Genomic DNA, 16,562 nt, shown 5'->3' on the forward strand with positions numbered 1-16,562 from the left:
TCACCGTGAGTGCGCAGTGATGTGCCTGTTCCAGGAGACCCGCAGTGACGCCCGACGCCTTCGATGAAACGCCCGAGGACGACGATGAGAACGGCGTCCTCCCCGACACCGTGAGCATCGATACGACCGCTCTCGGAGTACTGAGCGGGCAGACCGCTCACGTCAGCGTCATCCTCCCTCCCTCGACCGACGACGACTCCCTTGACGAGGAGGACGTCGTCGACGATGAGATCCCCCAGGCGCTCGAGGGCGCAGATGTGCCCGGAGGCGGAGCGGTGGATGCCGCGGACACGGCCTCACCGATGAGCGGGCCGGCTGCCGTCGAGCCCCCGGCCGAGACCGCCGAGGCCGAGATCGTCGAAGACGACGCCCCCACGCACATCGTCGATGACATGCACGCCACCCACCCCGATCACGTCGATGCCGAGATCGTCGAGGACGCCCCGGAGCCCTCCACGGCGGTCGCCGCCGCTGCGCCCAGCACCACGCCGGAGAAGGTCGCACCCGATCCGGCCCCCGCAGCCACCGCGCCGACCACCCGCACGGGCTCCGTCCCCGCGACACGGAGGGAGCTGCAGCACCCCGATCAGCCGGAGCGCCCGCAGCGCGCCCGCTCCGCCGAGCGGGTGACGACGCGCAACGAGGTCGCCCTGTCGTCCAAGCGCCTCGGCGAATTCGAGGGAGGCCGGGAGACTCCCGACCTCCTCACCCCCGACCGGCTGCTCGATCAGCGCCACCTCGTCCGGGCCGAGCCCGAAGGCGTGTGGCGTCATCTGGTCTACTCACTCACCGGCCGACGGGTGAACCTCGGAGACAGCAAGCGCGCACGTGCGCGCAAGGAGCTCGATCGTCGGATCGGCGCACCCCTCACCGGCGGAGCACGCTTCGTCCCCGTCCTCTCGCGGAAGGGTGGGGTCGGCAAGACCACGGTCACCACGCTTCTCGGGATGGCGCTGGCAGACGCCCGCGACGATCGTGTCATCGCGGTCGACGCCAACCCCGACCGGGGGACGCTGGCCGAGCGCATCGCCCGGGCCAGCGGCAAGACGGTCCGCGACCTCGCCCGTGCCCGCGCGGAGGTCAACGGATACAACGACATCTCGCAGATCGTCGCGCGGGACACGACCCGCCTGGACGTCCTGGCCTCCGATGCCGACCCCCGCGTCTCGGAAGCCTTCAGCGACCGCGACTATCACGACGTGGCCACCCTCGCGGCGCACTACTACTCCATCGTGCTCACCGACACCGGCACGGGGATCGTCCACTCCGTCATGGGTGCCACGCTCGAGCTCGCCGACCAGCTCGTCGTCGTGGCAGGGCTCAGCGTCGACGAGGCGCGCCTGGCCTCGGAGACCCTGACGTGGCTGGAGACCAACGGGTATGCCGAGCACGTGAAGAACGCCGTCGTCGTGCTGAACAACTCCCGCCCCGGTCCGCCGGTCGTGCGACCCGACGAGCTGGAGACGCACTTCCGAAGCCGCGTCCGCGCCGTGGTCAGGATGCCGTTCGACCCGCAGATCGCCGCGGGCAGCGCCATCACGTTCGGCGATCTGCAGCCGGCCACGCGCCTCGCGGCGCGCGAACTGGCGGCGACCGTCGTCGAGGGCCTGCGGACCCTCGCTCCGGCCGCGTGAGCGCGATCCGATGACGGTTCGACCCATCCGCCTGTTCGGCGACCCGGTGCTGCGCGCCCCGAGCGCGCCGATCACCACCATCGACGACGGCGTGCGCGCCCTCGTGCAGGACCTGCTCGACACCGTCGAGCTCCCCGGTCGGGCGGGTGTCGCCGCACCGCAGATCGGTGTGCCGCTGCGGGCATTCAGCTACAACATCGACGGCGACATCGGGTACATCCTCAACCCCGTCCTCGAAGAGGTCTCGGGCGAGCCGGTGCCCACGGGGGAGGGGTGCCTGTCCGTCCCGGGTCTCTGGCACGATGCGCTGCGTCACCCCTACGCGCGGGTGCGCGGCATCGACCTCGACGGAGCGGAGCGCATCATCGAGGGCGAAGGCCTTCTCGCTCAGGCCCTCCAGCACGAGACCGATCACCTCGACGGGATGCTCTACCTCTCACGGCTGCGCCCCGACGATCGCAGGATCGCGATGCGCGAGGTGCGCGAGTCGGACTGGTTCTGACACGAGCCGGTCACTGCCGCGAAGCGGCGTCGACGCGGCTCGTGTCGCACCGGTGTCCGAACGTCAGGGGATCGAGACGTTCGTGGTGTTGACCGGAGCGGAGTAGATCTCGTCGATCTCCGCAGCGAAGTCCTTCACGATCGTGTGCCGCTTGATGCTCATCTTCGGCGTGAGGTGACCGCTGGCCTCGGTCCACTCCGACGGCAGGATCGTGAATTTCCGAATGGATTCCGCTCGCGAGACGGTCGTGTTGGCGTTGTCCACGGCCCGCTGCACTTCGGCGCGGACCTTCTCGTTCTGCGCGGCGTCGGCCAGGGACAGGTCGCCCGGCAGCCCGTTGTTGGCGAGCCACGTCGGAAGCATCTCGGGGTCCAGCGTGATCAGCGCGGAGATGAAGGGCTTCTGATCGCCCACGACCACCACCTGCCCGACGATCGGGTTGGCGCGGATGGGATCCTCCAGCGCCGCGGGGGCGACGTTCTTGCCGCCCGCGGTGACGATGATCTCCTTCTTGCGCCCGGTGATCTTGAGGAACCCCTCGGCGTCGAACGAGCCGATGTCACCGGTCTTGAACCAGTCGCCGTCGAACGCGGCAGCCGTGGCCTCGGGGTTGCGCCAGTACTCCTTGAAGACGTTGATGCCGCGCACCTCGATCTCGCCGTCGTCGGCGAGTCGCACGCTCACTCCGGGCAGAGCGGGACCGACCGTGCCGATCTTCGATTTGGTGGCGAGGTTCACCGTGGCCGGAGCCGTGGTCTCGGTGAGGCCGTAGCCCTCGAGGATCACGACGCCCAGGCTGTGGAAGAAGTGTCCCAGTCGCTCGCCGAGGGGCGCAGAACCCGACACCGCGTAGGTGACCCGTCCGCCCATCGCCGTCCGGAGCTTGCTGTAGACCAGGCGGTCGAACAGGCGGAACTTCAGACGCAGGCCCAGCGGGATCTTCTTGCCGTCCTGGAGAAGCGCGGAGTGCTCGATCGCCGCGTGGGCGGCGGCGCGGAAGATCTTGCCCTTGCCGCCGGCCTCGGCCTTCTGCTCGGCGGAGTTGTAGACCTTCTCGAACACCCGCGGCACCGCCAGCAGGAACGTCGGCTGGAACGACCCGAGCGCGGGCAGGAGCTGCTTGGTGTCGGGCTGGTGCCCGGTCTTCACGCCCGCGTGGACGTTGAGGATCGAGATGAAGCGGGCGAAGACGTGCGCCGTGGTGATGAACAGCAGAGTGGATGCTCCGGGGGTCTGCACCACTTCGCTCAGCGCGACCGCGGAGTTACGCGCCAGCTCGACGAAGTTGCTGTGGGTCAGCACGCACCCCTTGGGGCGGCCCGTGGACCCGGAGGTGTAGATGAGTGTGGCGATGTCCGCACCCACCGCGAGGTTGCGACGACGCTCGACCTCCTCGTCGGTGACGCCCTTGCCCTGGGCGACGAGGGTGTCCAGATCGCCTGAGTGCATCTGCCATACCGAGCGGACGAGGGGGAGCTCGGCCCGGACCTCGGCGACGCGGCCCGCGTGATCGGCGGATTCGACGATCACGGCGACGGCGCCGGAGTCGGCGAGGATCCAGGAGATCTGCGCGGCGGAGGCTCGTCTCGTAGATCGGCACCATGACGGCCCCGGCGAAGAAGATCGCGAAGTCGACCAGGGTCCAGTCGTAGGTCGTGCGGGCGATGAAGGCGACCTTGTCACCCGGCTCCACGCCGGCGGCGATGAGGCCTTTGGCCAGGGCGACGACCTGCGCCTGGAACTCCGCGCCCGTGATGTCTTGCCAGGCATCCTTTTCGGGGACGGCGAACAGCGGGCGCTCGGGGGTCGCCTTCACGCGCTCCACGAGGAGGTCGCTGATGTTGGCTTGGGGGTCGGCGGGGACCACGGCCGGAACATCGAATTGGATCACGGCAACTCCTTCGGTACCGATTCGGTCGGATGACCTCAGATTCTAGTCGAGGCATATCCGGCCACGCAGTCCGCGGGGCCGCGACTAGACTCGATCCGCCTCCTCGGGCGGGGCCCAGGACGGAAGGGATGCGCGTGCTCACAGTCGGGATCGACATCGGTGGGACGAAGATCGCCGGCGGTGTCGTCGATCAGGAGGGGCGCATCCTCGACAAGGGGCGCGTCGACACGCCCACCGACACCGGCGAGCTCGCTGCGGCCGTCGTCGAGATGGCCCGCTCCTACATCGATCGCTACGACGCGGTCGCCGTAGGCGTGGCTGCGGCCGGGTTCATCGACAAGGCGCAGGCCACCGTCATCCACGCTCCCAACATCGCGTGGCGCAACGAACCTCTCAAAGCCGTTCTCGAGGCCGGGATCGGGCGCCCCGTCACCATCGAGAACGACGCCAACGCCGCCGGATGGGCGGAGTTCCGGTTCGGTGCGGGCGCCGCGGTCGACGACATGGTGATGCTCACCATGGGGACGGGCGTCGGGGGAGCCGTCATCATCGGCGGCAGGATGTTCCACGGCGGCCACGGGATCGCCGGAGAGCTCGGCCATATGCGCTTCACCCGCAACGGTCTGCCGTGCGGATGCGGGCAGAACGGATGTCTCGAACAGTACGCGTCGGGTCGTGCACTGCAGCGGGAGGCGGGAGCCATCGCCGATTCCGGTGGCATCGGGGAGGCCCTTGCCGAGGCACGGGCCACACACGGCACCCTCACCGGTCATGCCATCTCCGACCTGATCCTCGCCGGCGACCCCGGCGCGCTCGAGGCGCTGCGGCGTGTCGCCACGGCGCTCGGCGAGGCCTGCGGTGGTTTCCAGGCCGTCCTCGATCCCGAGCTCTTCGTCATCGGCGGGGGCGTGGCTCAGCTCGGCGACATCCTGCTCGAGCCGGTGCGCCTGGCCTACGAGACCTCGCTGCCGGGGTATGGCGAGCGACCGGTCGCGGATTTCGCCATCGCCCGACTCGGCAACGATGCCGGCCTCATCGGTGTGGCCGACCTCGCCGGCCAGGAGGCGTGAGGCTCGATGTTCTACTGGCTGATGAAGTACGTGGTCATCGGGCCCATCCTCAAAGCCATCTTCCGGCCGTGGGTCGTCGGTCGGCGGAACGTCCCCGCGGAAGGTGCGGCGATCCTCGCGAGCAACCACCTGTCGTTCGCGGACTCGATCTTCCTGCCGCTCATGATCGACCGGCCCGTGGCGTTCCTGGCCAAGAGCGACTACTTCACGGGCAGGGGGCTGAAGGGCTGGGCGACCCGCGTGTTCTTCAAGGCCACCGGACAGATCCCGATCGACAGATCCGGCGGCAAGGCCTCGGAGGCCTCGCTGAACACCGGCCTGCAGGTCCTCGGCCGAGGTGACCTGCTCGGGATCTATCCCGAGGGCACGCGCAGCCCCGACGGAAAGCTCTACCGCGGCCGCACGGGTATCGCCCGCATGGCGCTGGAGGCGCGCGTCCCCGTCGTCCCCGTCGTGATGGTCGACACCGACACGATGATGCCGATCGGCACGCGCGTCCCCCGGGTCGCGCGGGTCGGCGTCGTCATCGGCGAGCCGCTGGACTTCTCGCGCTTCGCGGGAATGGAGGGCGACAGGTACATCCTGCGTTCGATCACCGACGAGATCATGGTGGCCCTCCAGCGACTCGGCGAGCAGGAGTACGAGGACGTCTACGCCTCGACGGTCAAGGACCGTCTGAAGCCCCGGAGGAAGGCGGCGTGACACCGCCCGCGCGCGGCATCGGGCGGGCACCGGCGTCGCTAGACTGAGCGGATGCTCGCTCCCTCGGACGGTCTCGACCACTGGCGTTCCCTGCCCATCAAACAGCAGCCGCAGTGGTATGACCTCGACGCCGCCGCGGCGGCGTCCGCGGAGCTCGCGACCCTTCCGCCGCTGGTCTTCGCCGGTGAGGTGGACATGCTGCGCGACCGCCTCGGTCGCGCCGCCGCCGGCCAGGCCTTCCTCCTGCAGGGGGGAGACTGCGCCGAGACCTTCGCGGGTGCGACGGCGGAGCAGATCCGCAACCGCATCAAGACGGTGCTGCAGATGGCTGTCGTGCTCACGTACGGCGCATCGATGCCGGTCGTGAAGATGGGGCGCATGGCGGGGCAGTTCGCCAAGCCCCGCTCGAGCAACACCGAGACCCGCGGCGAGGTGACGCTTCCGGCCTACCGGGGCGACATCGTCAACGGATACGACTTCACCGAGGAGTCGCGCAAAGCCGATCCGGCGCGGCTGCTGAAGGGCTATCACACGGCCGCGTCGACGATCAACCTGATCCGGGCCTTCACCCAGGGCGGCTTCGCGGATCTCCGCGAGGTGCACAGCTGGAACCAGGGATTCGCCAAGAACCCCGCCAACCAGCAGTACGAGCGGCTCGCGACGGAGATCGACCGTGCCATCAAGTTCATGGAGGCGGCAGGCGCCGACTTCGACGAGCTCAAGCGCGTGGAGTTCTACACCGGGCATGAGGGCCTGCTCATGGACTACGAGCGCCCGATGACCCGCATCGATTCGCGCACCGGCACTCCGTACAACACCTCGGCCCACTTCGTCTGGATCGGGGAGCGCACGCGCGACCTCGACGGCGCACACATCGACTACTTCTCGCGCATCCGCAACCCCATCGGTGTGAAGCTCGGCCCGGCCACCACGCCCGACACGGCACTCGCCCTCATCGACAAGCTCGATCCGGAGCGCGAACCCGGCCGGCTGACCTTCATCACGCGCATGGGCGCCGGGAAGATCCGCGACGCGCTGCCGCCCCTTCTGGAGGCCGTCCGCGACTCCGGGGCGATGCCTCTGTGGGTCACCGATCCGATGCACGGCAACGGCATCACGACCCCCACCGGCTACAAGACACGTCGGTTCGACGACGTCGTGGATGAGGTGCGCGGGTTCTTCGAGGCGCACCGCGCGGTCGGCACGTTCCCTGGCGGCATCCACGTGGAGCTCACCGGCGACGACGTGACCGAATGCCTCGGCGGGTCAGAGATGATCGACGAGGCCACCCTCGCGACGCGCTATGAATCGCTGTGCGACCCGCGTCTGAACCACATGCAGAGCCTGGAACTGGCGTTCCTGGTCGCCGAGGAGCTCGAGAAGCGCTGACCCGGCCGGGTGCCACCCGGTCGCCCTGTCAGCCGGTGACAGTGTCAGCCGGTGACAGTGTCAGCCGGTGACAGTGAGCTGGATGTAGATGCGCGTTCCGCGGACGACGAATTCCCCGGCACCCGGATCCATGCTGACGACCTCGGTCAGGGAATCGGGGATCGCTGCGAAGAAGACCGCGTAGTCCACCTGGAATCCCGCATCCTCCAGTGCGGCGATGGCCCCGTCGCGGGTCTGCCCGACCACGTTCGGGATCTCGAACAGGGGAGGCCCTGTGGAGACGATGAGGGTGACCGTGTCCCCGGGCTGCCACCAGCCCCCGCCGTCGCGGTCGGCGATGCCGATGACCTCCCCGGAGGCGTAGGCGTCACTGCTCTGCTCGATGACCTGGTCGGCGACGGCGAGCTGCACCCCGCCGAGTGCCGACCGCGCGGCGTCGACGGAGTCGCCCGCCACGTTCGGCACCGGGCCGCGCGAGATCAGCAGCGTCGCCTCGTCCGCCTGACGCGCGGTGCAGCCCTCGCCGCAGTCGATGTCGTCGCCGCCGGCGCGGGGGTGGATCCGCATGCCGACCACCGTGCCTGCCGGTGCATCGGTGAAGAACTCCGCGTCCTCACGCGTGGTGATGACGTTCTGCGCCAGGAGATCGCGCACCTGATCGACGGGGAGGTCGATCACTCGGCCGAGGGCGACCTCCGCCGGCCCGAGCGAGACGACGACGGTGACGAGCGCATCCTTGTCCACCCGCGCTCCCGGCGGAGGATCGGTCTCGATCACAAGACCCGTCTCCACATCGACGCTGTACTCGCCCCGCTCCTCTGCGCGCAGCGATTGCTCTGCGAGGCTGGTCTGCGCTTCGGCGAACGTCGCGCCGCGGACATCCGGAACCGCGACGAGCGACCCGGGACCCGACCCGAACCACCAGCCCGTCCCGGCGGCCAGGGCGGCGAGGAGGACCACGAGCGCGATCAGCCATGCGCCCCTCACCGTGCGGCGGCGGGTCACCTGGCGCAGACGCGCGGCGTTGTCGGTGTCGCTGACGATGGCCGCCGGCCCGGTCACCGAGCCGGGCAGCACCTGGGTGAGCTCGCCAGAGGGGAGGCCGTCGTCATCGGGGATGCCGCGGCCGGAGGTCCTCGTGACCTGCGGCGCGACGCCGAGCTGCCGTTCGATCTCGCGCAGTCTGTCGAGCATCTCCCGGGCGTCGACCGGGCGCTCGTCGGGGTTCTTCTCGGTCGACCACAGGACGAGCTCGTCCAGCTGCTCGGGGACACCGGGGTTTTTCGCACTCGGGCGCGGCACGGAGTCGGTGGCGTGCTGGAAGGCGATCTGCATCGGCTGCTCTCCCTTGTAGGGCTGCTCGCCCACGAGCATCTCGTAGAGCATGATGCCGAGGGCGTAGATGTCCGAGCGCGCGTCGGCGACCCCCCGCGTGACCAGCTCCGGGGCGAGGTAGGCGATCGTGCCGAGGAGCTGAGCCCCGCTGGCGGTGTTCGCCGTCGCCGCACGCGCGAGTCCGAAATCGCCGATCTTGATGCGACCGTCCTCGGCGAGGAGCACGTTCTCGGGCTTGACGTCGCGGTGGATGATGCCGGCGCGGTGCGCGGCGGCCAGACCCGAGAGCACGGCGTCCATGATCGTGATGGTCTGGGGGATCGTGAGGCGGCGCTGCTCGCGCATCAGCTCGCGCAGAGTGATCCCCGGCAGGTACTCCATGACGAGGTAGGCCATGTCGCCGTCCTGGCCCTGGTCGAAGACATTGACCACGTGCGGGTCGGCGAGCCGCGCGGCGGCGCGGGCCTCTTGGATGAAGCGGCTCTGGAAGACGGAATCGTCGCTGAGATGACCGTGCATCACCTTCAGGGCGATGCGGCGCTCGAGCCTCAGGTCGGTGGCCACGTACACGGTCGCCATGCCACCGCGCGCGATGCGCGCGCGGACCCGGTATCGGCCGTCGACGAGACGTCCGATCAGCGGGTCGGCCTGCTGACTCGTGCTCACGGTCAGAGTCTACGGACGGCGGGGTCAGAGCCCGGGCAGCGGCTCACCCCGGCGTCCACACGGATCACCCGTAGGTCGCGAGCCACGCGTAGGCGGGCGCCTCCCACTTCGCATAACGATCCGGGAACGCCGAGATCTGCACGGCCTGCGCGGCGCCGGCGAAGGACATGGACTCCCAGCCGGGGATGTCGAGTAGGCCACGGGTACGCGATCCGTTGGGATCCGCCGGGCCCCCGAAGAACGCCGCGGTCGCCCGGACCGGGTCGCGGACCTCGTCGGCGCTTCCCCACCCGGTGCTGGGTCGCTGCTGGAACAGGCCCAGAGAATCGCGGTCGCCCCAGTCGAGGTTGCGCAGCCACGATTCGACCATGGCGGTTCCGAGCGCGATCGCGATGCCCCGCTCGGAGACGCCCCGCTCGCGGCCCACCGCGATGATGGTCCGCACGTTGCCGATCTGCTCGTCGTCCAGCGTCACCGTCTCGGCCGCCAGGACGGGCGCGGGCGCGGGGGAGGGAGCGGCGGCGGGCGCAGGCGCGGTCGCCGACGGGATCGCGATCGCCTGGCCGGGGTAGATGATGGACGATGATTGGAGGCTGTTCGCATCGAGCACCGCCTGGGTCGACACCCCGTGGCGGCGCGCGATCGCGCTGATCGTGTCTCCGGCCACGACGGTGTACGCCGTCGTGGCCGCGGGTGCCGACGGCGCCGCGGGCGCGGGCGGCGCTGCGGGTGGGGCGGAGCCGCCGCTCAGACGGATGACCTGACCGGGATGGATGACGCTGCTCCAGCCCAGCCCGTTCAGAGCCAGGACGTCGGTGGTCCGAAGGCCGTGGCGGGCAGCGATCGCGCTGATCGTGTCTCCGGCCTGGACCACGACGCTCTCCGGTCCGGCGCTGTGGGCGGGGAGGATCACGGGTGCGCGATCCACCGACGAAGCGGTGCCGAGCGATGATCGCCCGGCGCCTTCCCGGGCGAGGGGAGCGGCCTCGTTCGCCGTGGCGGGCGGTGCCGGCAGCATCGCGACCGCGAGCGCACCCAGTGCGGTCGCGGGAAGGGCGAGGCGGGCCGTGGTGAGCCGGACGGTTCGTGAGCGAGACATGGCGGTCCTCCCTGCGGGGATTCTCCCCGCGAGCTACGGTGTCACGCGTGTAAACCACTGTCAACGGAAGTGACGGATGTGAAACATGAGGATGTCTTCATGTGGCCGAGGTGAGATAGTTGCTCCGTGGCGGAGAAAGACGCATCTGTACCCACCGAGTGGCTCACCCTTCCCGAACTGGTCGAGGCTCTCGACCTTCCCCTCGGGCGCGTTCGGCGGCTGCTCGACGACCGCGCCCTCGTCGGCTCGCGGCGGCACGGCGCACTCTCGGTGCCGGCCGTGTTCATCGTCGACGGCAAGCCGTTGGGCTCCCTGCGGGGAACCGTCATCGTGCTCGGCGATGCCGGCTTCAGCGATGACGAGGCCATCGACTGGCTGCTGAACCCTGAGGAGTCGATCGGCGTCGCACCGATCGAGGCGCTGCTCGCGGGTCGAAAGAGCGAGGTGCGGCGGGTCGCTCAGACCCTCGCCTGAACGCGCGAGCGATCAGGCCACGCGAACGGTCGCCGCGCGGGCGAGCTCCCGCAGGTCGTTGACGGCCGCGTGGCCGAGGTCCGCGCCCGACAGCGCCCGGCCGGCCTCCGAGGAGTACTCCTCGATGAGGGTCTCCACGCGCTCCAGCGCGCCGCTGTCGATGATGGTCCGCTGCAGGGATCCGATCTGCTCGTCGTCCAGAGCGGGATCGCCGACGAGTTCGTCGACGATCTGGCGTGCCGAGGTGCCGATGGCCTCGCGGGCATAGGCGACGAGCACCGTTCGCTTGCCCTCGCGCAGGTCGTCACCGGCGGGCTTGCCGGTCTCGGCCGAGTCGCCGAAGACGCCGAGCACATCGTCGCGCAGCTGGAAGGCCATTCCGAGCGGGTGACCGAAGGCGGCGAGAGCTCCGCGCTGGGCGTCGGAACCACCCGCGAGGGCGGCGCCGATGACGAGCGGCTGCTGGATGCTGTAACGCGCCGACTTGAACGACGCTACGCGCAGGGCCCGCCCGGCGTGCTCCTCGTCGGGCGCGACACGGAAGGCGGACTCCTCGGCGATGTCGAGGAACTGTCCGACCGTGACCTCACGACGCATGCGGGCGTATTCCTCCCGCGCGGTCGCGGCCGCGGCATCCCGTGAGCGATCCATCTCGGCGAGGGATTCCTCGAAGAGGTCGTCGCTCCACGCGACCAGGAGGTCGCCGAGCAGGATGGCGCCGGAACGGCCGAACGCGGCGGCGTCGCCACGCCAGCCCGAGGCGCGGTGCCTCGCTTCCAGCGCGCGATGTGCGGAGGGGCGGCCGCGGCGGGTGTCGGAGTTGTCGATGACGTCGTCGTGCACGAGGGCGGCGGCGTGGAAGATCTCCAGCGCCGCGGCGGCGCCGATCACGGGCGCAGGCGGGTCTTCGGCCCGCGATCGCGCCTCGTGGACCGCCCGCCACCCGGCGATGAGGAAACGTCCCCGCAAGCGCTTGCCGCCGGTCAGGGCGTCGGCGGCGGCGTCGATGATCATCGCCGCCTCGTCGCCGAGCTCCTGCGCCTCGGCACGCTGACGTGCGAGGAAGTTGTTCAGTCGCTGAGAAACAGCCTCTACGGCGCCCGCGGAAGATGACACGGCCCTAGCCTAGTAATCAGCGGGACGCGTAGAATCGTCCAACCGGATCCAGAGGGGGACCCATGCCACTCTCCGAACAGGAGCAGCGTCTGCTGGATGAGATGGAACGTCATCTCATGCGCAACGACGCCGACGTGGTCAGCGCGCGTGAAGGGCGCGCCCTCAGCTATCGCAACATCGTGTACGGCACGATCCTCGTGCTGCTGGGCCTGGGTGGCCTGATCGCCGGTGTGGCGCTGAAGCTCATCGTCGTCGGAGTGATCGCATTCGTCGTGATGCTTGGCGGCGTCATCCTCGCGGTGACTCCCGCACGGGGGGCACCGAGGTCCGAGCCTCGACCGGTGAAGACGAATCCCGGGCGCGCCGCCGCCGGGGGGTCCTTCATGGATCGCATGAACGACCGCTGGGACCGCCGGCAGGGCGAACGATGATCGCCGGCTGATCGCCCGCATCCACTTCCAGAGCACCGACCTTCGGGTCGGTGCTCTTTCATGCCCGCGCCGCTGGCTCACCTCCGCGTCTCCATTTCCCTCCCCGTGCGCGCACGCGGGAGGAGATCGCCGCGTCGGAGGACGGGATGCCGCGACTTCACCGCCCCGGGGCCGGACTCCTCCCGTGTGCGGCCGGCGGTGAGCGTGCATCCGGCAGCCGGCGGGCCCGGCACGAGGCCGCCGTCTGCCCCAGAAAATCGCGGGTGAACAAGGCTTCGGGGTATCGAAGTGGAGGAAAGTGGAGTAAAGTGGCGAACATCTTCGAAGGCCGGACGAAGAAGGGGGTGGTGTGCCGATGCTGCTGGGTACGCACACTCCCAAGCTCGACGACAAAGGCCGGGTCATCCTTCCGGCCAAGTTCCGCGACGACCTCGGCGGCGGCATCGTCATCACCCGTGGTCAGGAGCGCTGCCTCTACGTCTTCAGCGAGAGCGAGTTCGAGCGTGTCCACGACCGCATCCGCGAGGCGCCGCTGAGCAACAAGCAGGCGCGCGACTTCCTCCGCATGTTCCTCTCGGGGGCGAGCGCCGAGAAGCCGGACGGGCAGAACCGCATCACCATCCCGCCGCCCCTGCGCTCCTACGCGGGGCTGGAGAAGGACCTCGTCGTCACCGGTGTCGGCGCGCACGCTGAGATCTGGGACGCGGAGGCCTGGAACGCCTACGCCCTCGCCAACGAGGACAGCTACTCAGAGATGGAGCAGGAGGTGATCCCCGGCCTCTTCTGACGCCCCCGGCTGTGACTCCCAGCCGCTGCCGCCCTGTCGCACTTCCCCGGCGCCAGGTCGAAGCGGATGGGGATCAGAGCCGGGGGACCCGGCCCCACGATCATGAACCCCCGCGACATCCACACCCCCGTCCTGCTCGAGCGCTGTCTCGAGATGCTCGGACCCGCCCTCCAAGCGCCAGGAGCGGTCTTCGTCGACGCGACGCTCGGGATGGGTGGGCACAGCGAAGCGTTCCTCGAACGCTTCCCCGACCTCCACCTGATCGGACTGGATCGCGACCGCGACGCCCTGCGGATCGCCGGCGAGCGTCTGGCCTCCTTCGGCGATCGGGTCGACCTCGTCCACACCGTCTACGACGGCCTCGGCGCCGCCCTCGACAGCGTCGGGGTCGACGCCGTTCACGGCATCCTGTTCGACCTCGGCGTGTCCTCGCTCCAACTGGACGAGGTCGATCGCGGTTTCGCCTACTCGCGGGACGCTCCTCTCGACATGCGGATGGACCAGTCCACCGGGGTCACCGCCGCCGATGTGCTCGCCACCTTCAGTGAAGGTCAACTGCGGCGGATCTTCGAACGATACGGCGAGGAGAAGCTCGCCGGCCGCTACGCCCGGGCCATCGTGGCCGCACGGGCTGAGGCGCCGATCGAACGCTCCGGTCAGCTCGTCGACGTCCTCACGCGCGCCACTCCGTATGCCGCGCAGCGCACCGGCCATCCCGCCAAGCGGGTGTTCCAGGCGCTGCGGATCGAGGTCAACGCCGAACTGGCCGCCCTCGAGGCGGCGATTCCCGCAGCCCTCGAGCAGCTGGTCGTCGGCGGGCGCATGGTGGTGCTGTCCTACCAGTCGCTGGAGGACCGGCTGGTCAAGCGCGTCTTCGCCGACGCTGTGGCCTCCACCTCCCCGCGCGGACTTCCGGTCGAGCTTCCCGAGCACGCTCCCCGCTTCCGGCTGCTGGTCCGCGGAGCCGAGCAGGCGGATGCCGACGAGAAGGCGCACAACCCCCGCGCCACCCCAGTGCGGCTGCGAGCCGTCGAACGAGTGAGAGAGACCGCGGCATGAGCGCACCCCTGATCGCCGCACGACCGAGCTCTCCCACGGGGGCGCGCTCGACCCACCCCAGCGCGCCCGGCCGGGCGGGCGAGCGCCGGCTGCGGCCGGTCGAGCAGACCGCACCGCGTCCGCGGCGACGGCCACGGCTCGCCTACGGGATCGTCGCCGTCGTCGCCGCCCTGGCCATCGCCGGGGTGCAGATGATGCTCTCGATCCTCACCACCCAGAGCTCCTACGAGATCTCCTCCCTGACCCAGCAGCAGAGTGAGCTGCAGTGGCAGCGGCAGATGCTCTCGGATGATGTCGCCGGGCTCAGTTCGCCCCAGTACCTCGCGGCCAACGCGGCGGCGCTCGGCATGGTCATCGAGGAGTCGCCCAATTACCTGCGTCTGAGCGACGGCGCCGTCCTCGGTGCCGGTATCGCGGCGGAGGGCGGCGCGTCGATCGACGCGCTCGGACGCGGTTCGGTCGCCAACGACCTCATCGCCGACCGGCCGCTGGTGACCGAACCGGACGCCACCATCCAGGGGGCCCCGGTGGCCACCACCGGGGCCGGGCTCACCGACACGCCGCCGCCGGTGGCCGACACTCTGCCGACTCCCGCCACAAACTGAGACCGATGACCACCCGAGCAAGCCGCAGTCCTCGCCGCCGCACGGTGGTCGCGCTGGCCGTCGTGCTGGCGGTCCTCGTCGGCTTCATCGTGCGCCTCGTGGATATCCAGGTGGTCAACGCCGACGAGCACATCGAAGACTCGTTGGAGTGGGCGTTCAGCGGATCCCGGGATCTCCACGGCTCGCGAGGGGCGATCATCGACACCGCCGGCAACACCCTGGCCGGCAGCATTCTGCGCTATGACGTGGTGATCGATCCCAAGAACACCGGCGACATCACCCGGGCGGACGACGACGAGATCGAATCCACCCTGACGTGGCCCGAGGCGTCGGGCCTCATCGGCTCCGTCACCGGGCAGGAAGCCGACGACATCCAGCGGATCGTCGCATCGGCTCTGGCCGCCGATCCTGCAGACCAGTACGAGTTCATCCAGCGCGGGATCTCCACCGAGCAGTACCGCGCGCTGGCCGACCTGAAGCTGCCGTACCTGACCTTCGAGCAGCATCCTGCCCGGACCTACCCCGATGGTGCGGTCGCGGGAAACCTCATCGGGTTCATGGGCACGGACGAGGTGCCTCTCGCCGGGCTGGAGCTGAGCCAGGACGGCTGTCTCACCGCCACCGACGGGCAGCTCCGTTTCCAGCGCGGCAAGGACGGCGTCATCATCCCCGGTACCGAGGTCGAGGACCCCGCAGTGGACGGCGGCACCCTCGAGCTGACGATCGACCGGGATCTGCAGTGGTATCTCATGCAGCTCATCGCCGAGCAGGTGCAGGACATGGGTGCGATGAGCGGGTCGATCATGGTCACCGAGGTTGACACCGGCAAGATCCGGGCGGCGGCGGAGTTCCCCTCCGTCGACCCCAACAACGTCGCGGCCTCACCGGACGACGACCGCAAGAGCCGGATCTTCACCGACTGGTTCGAACCCGGATCGACGTTCAAGGCGCTCACGGCCGCCACCGTGATCGATGCCGGGGGACAGAACACGCAGTCGACGGTGGTCGCCGCCAGCACCGAGACCTTCGCCAACGGCGCACGTGTGCGGGACTCCTTCGTCCACCCCGCGTACAACTACACCCTCACCGGTGTGCTCATCGACTCCTCCAACGCCGCCATCTCCCGGATCAGTGAGACGGTCGATCCGCAGACGCGCTACGAGTACCTCCAGCGCTTCGGCGTCGGAGAGGGGAGCGCGGTGGAGTTTCCCGGCGAGCAGACGGGCCTTCTCCGACCAGCCGCCGAGTGGGACAACCAGACCGTGTACAACACCACGTACGGGCAAGGTCTCACCACGACCCTTCCCGAGCTCGTCGGTGCCTACGGTGCCATCGCCAACGACGGCGAGCGTGTTCCGCTGACGCTCGTGGAGAGCTGCACCTCGGCCGACGGCACCGTCACCACCCCCGACACCCCCGAGCCGACTCGCGTGGTGAGCGAAGACACCGCGACTCAGGTGCAGCAGATCCTGGAGAACGTCGCATTGCAGGCGAACTACGCCGAAGAGATCGCCGTGCCGGGCTATCGCATCGCCGTCAAGACCGGCACCGGTGAGAAGTCCGACCCCGTGACGGGCGGCTACAAGAGCGGTGCGTACTTCACCACGATGATCGGTTTCGCACCTGCGGACGACCCGCAGTACGTCGTCGCCGTGACGCTGGACGAGCCCACCAAGGTAAAGTCATCTGTGGCCAACGCCGCGGCATTCCAGCAGGCGATGACGCAGGTGCTCAAGACCTACCGGGTCATGCCGTCCACGACGCAACCGCCTGTCCTGCCGAAGTTCGGCTGACGACCTCCC

General features: G+C 69.5%; 14 protein-coding genes and 1 pseudogene. 11 read left to right on the forward strand and 4 right to left on the reverse strand.

What is annotated here, in order from left to right; all coding sequences use genetic code 11:
• Positions 1-44 precede the first annotated feature (44 nt).
• Together QSU92_RS15780 and QSU92_RS15785 are read left to right on the forward strand one after the other, a co-directional pair.
• Positions 45-1,634: a MinD/ParA family ATP-binding protein gene (locus QSU92_RS15780; protein ID WP_289263330.1), complete on the forward strand. Its 1,590-nt coding sequence runs from the start codon at positions 45-47 to the stop codon at positions 1,632-1,634.
• 10 nt (positions 1,635-1,644) lie between these two features.
• On the forward strand, positions 1,645-2,136 hold the full coding sequence (locus QSU92_RS15785) for a peptide deformylase (RefSeq protein WP_289263332.1): 492 nt from the start codon (positions 1,645-1,647) through the stop codon (positions 2,134-2,136).
• A 63-nt stretch (positions 2,137-2,199) separates the two neighbouring features.
• On the opposite strand, the pseudogene QSU92_RS15790 reads toward QSU92_RS15785, so the two are convergent.
• Positions 2,200-4,027 (reverse strand): annotated as a pseudogene (locus QSU92_RS15790) (AMP-dependent synthetase/ligase).
• Between the two features lie 134 nt (positions 4,028-4,161).
• Here QSU92_RS15790 and QSU92_RS15795 point away from each other — a divergent pair.
• The 3 genes from QSU92_RS15795 to QSU92_RS15805 are packed head-to-tail and all read left to right on the forward strand — an operon-like array spanning position 4,162 to position 7,188.
• Positions 4,162-5,097, forward strand: coding sequence for an ROK family glucokinase (locus QSU92_RS15795; RefSeq protein WP_289265934.1), 936 nt, complete (start codon positions 4,162-4,164; stop codon positions 5,095-5,097).
• Positions 5,098-5,103: 6 nt separating this feature from the next.
• Positions 5,104-5,799 carry a lysophospholipid acyltransferase family protein gene (locus QSU92_RS15800; protein WP_289263334.1) on the forward strand — a complete coding sequence of 232 codons (696 nt, stop codon included), beginning with the start codon at positions 5,104-5,106 and terminating at the stop codon, positions 5,797-5,799.
• Positions 5,800-5,850: 51 nt separating this feature from the next.
• A complete protein-coding gene (locus QSU92_RS15805; RefSeq protein WP_289263336.1) occupies positions 5,851-7,188 on the forward strand; it encodes a class II 3-deoxy-7-phosphoheptulonate synthase in 1,338 nt (445 codons plus the stop codon).
• Between the two features lie 60 nt (positions 7,189-7,248).
• Here the strand turns inward: QSU92_RS15805 and pknB are convergent, their stop codons facing one another.
• Positions 7,249-9,189, reverse strand: coding sequence for a Stk1 family PASTA domain-containing Ser/Thr kinase (gene pknB, locus QSU92_RS15810; protein WP_289263337.1), 1,941 nt, complete (start codon positions 9,187-9,189; stop codon positions 7,249-7,251).
• A 64-nt stretch (positions 9,190-9,253) separates the two neighbouring features.
• The gene (locus tag QSU92_RS15815) at positions 9,254-10,288 is read right to left on the reverse strand and encodes a lytic transglycosylase (RefSeq protein WP_289263339.1); all 1,035 of its coding nucleotides are present in this window, start codon (positions 10,286-10,288) and stop codon (positions 9,254-9,256) included.
• Between the two features lie 126 nt (positions 10,289-10,414).
• On the opposite strand from QSU92_RS15815, the gene QSU92_RS15820 reads away from it, so the two are divergent.
• Positions 10,415-10,762: an Rv2175c family DNA-binding protein gene (locus QSU92_RS15820; RefSeq protein ID WP_289263341.1), complete on the forward strand. Its 348-nt coding sequence runs from the start codon at positions 10,415-10,417 to the stop codon at positions 10,760-10,762.
• A 12-nt stretch (positions 10,763-10,774) separates the two neighbouring features.
• Here the strand turns inward: QSU92_RS15820 and QSU92_RS15825 are convergent, their stop codons facing one another.
• Positions 10,775-11,878 carry a polyprenyl synthetase family protein gene (locus QSU92_RS15825; RefSeq protein WP_289263343.1) on the reverse strand — a complete coding sequence of 368 codons (1,104 nt, stop codon included), beginning with the start codon at positions 11,876-11,878 and terminating at the stop codon, positions 10,775-10,777.
• A gap of 62 nt (positions 11,879-11,940) precedes the next feature.
• Here QSU92_RS15825 and QSU92_RS15830 point away from each other — a divergent pair, with 62 nt between their 5' ends.
• The 5 genes from QSU92_RS15830 (at position 11,941) to QSU92_RS15850 (ending at position 16,553) form a co-directional block, all read left to right on the forward strand.
• Positions 11,941-12,309: a DUF3040 domain-containing protein gene (locus tag QSU92_RS15830; protein ID WP_289263345.1), complete on the forward strand. Its 369-nt coding sequence runs from the start codon at positions 11,941-11,943 to the stop codon at positions 12,307-12,309.
• 355 nt (positions 12,310-12,664) lie between these two features.
• Complete coding sequence (gene mraZ, locus QSU92_RS15835; protein WP_179559591.1) at positions 12,665-13,096, forward strand: division/cell wall cluster transcriptional repressor MraZ; 432 nt, start codon at positions 12,665-12,667, stop codon at positions 13,094-13,096.
• 102 nt (positions 13,097-13,198) lie between these two features.
• Positions 13,199-14,155: a 16S rRNA (cytosine(1402)-N(4))-methyltransferase RsmH gene (gene rsmH / locus QSU92_RS15840; RefSeq protein ID WP_289265935.1), complete on the forward strand. Its 957-nt coding sequence runs from the start codon at positions 13,199-13,201 to the stop codon at positions 14,153-14,155.
• The gene (gene ftsL, locus QSU92_RS15845; protein WP_289263346.1) at positions 14,152-14,760 is read left to right on the forward strand and encodes a cell division protein FtsL; all 609 of its coding nucleotides are present in this window, start codon (positions 14,152-14,154) and stop codon (positions 14,758-14,760) included. Before rsmH ends, ftsL begins: the two co-directional genes overlap by 4 nt.
• Before the next feature lie 5 nt (positions 14,761-14,765).
• The gene (locus QSU92_RS15850) at positions 14,766-16,553 is read left to right on the forward strand and encodes a peptidoglycan D,D-transpeptidase FtsI family protein (RefSeq protein WP_289263348.1); all 1,788 of its coding nucleotides are present in this window, start codon (positions 14,766-14,768) and stop codon (positions 16,551-16,553) included.
• Positions 16,554-16,562 lie beyond the last annotated feature (9 nt).

It is taken from the genome of Microbacterium sp. ET2, from assembly GCF_030347395.1.
Lineage (GTDB): Bacteria > Actinomycetota > Actinomycetes > Actinomycetales > Microbacteriaceae > Microbacterium > Microbacterium albipurpureum.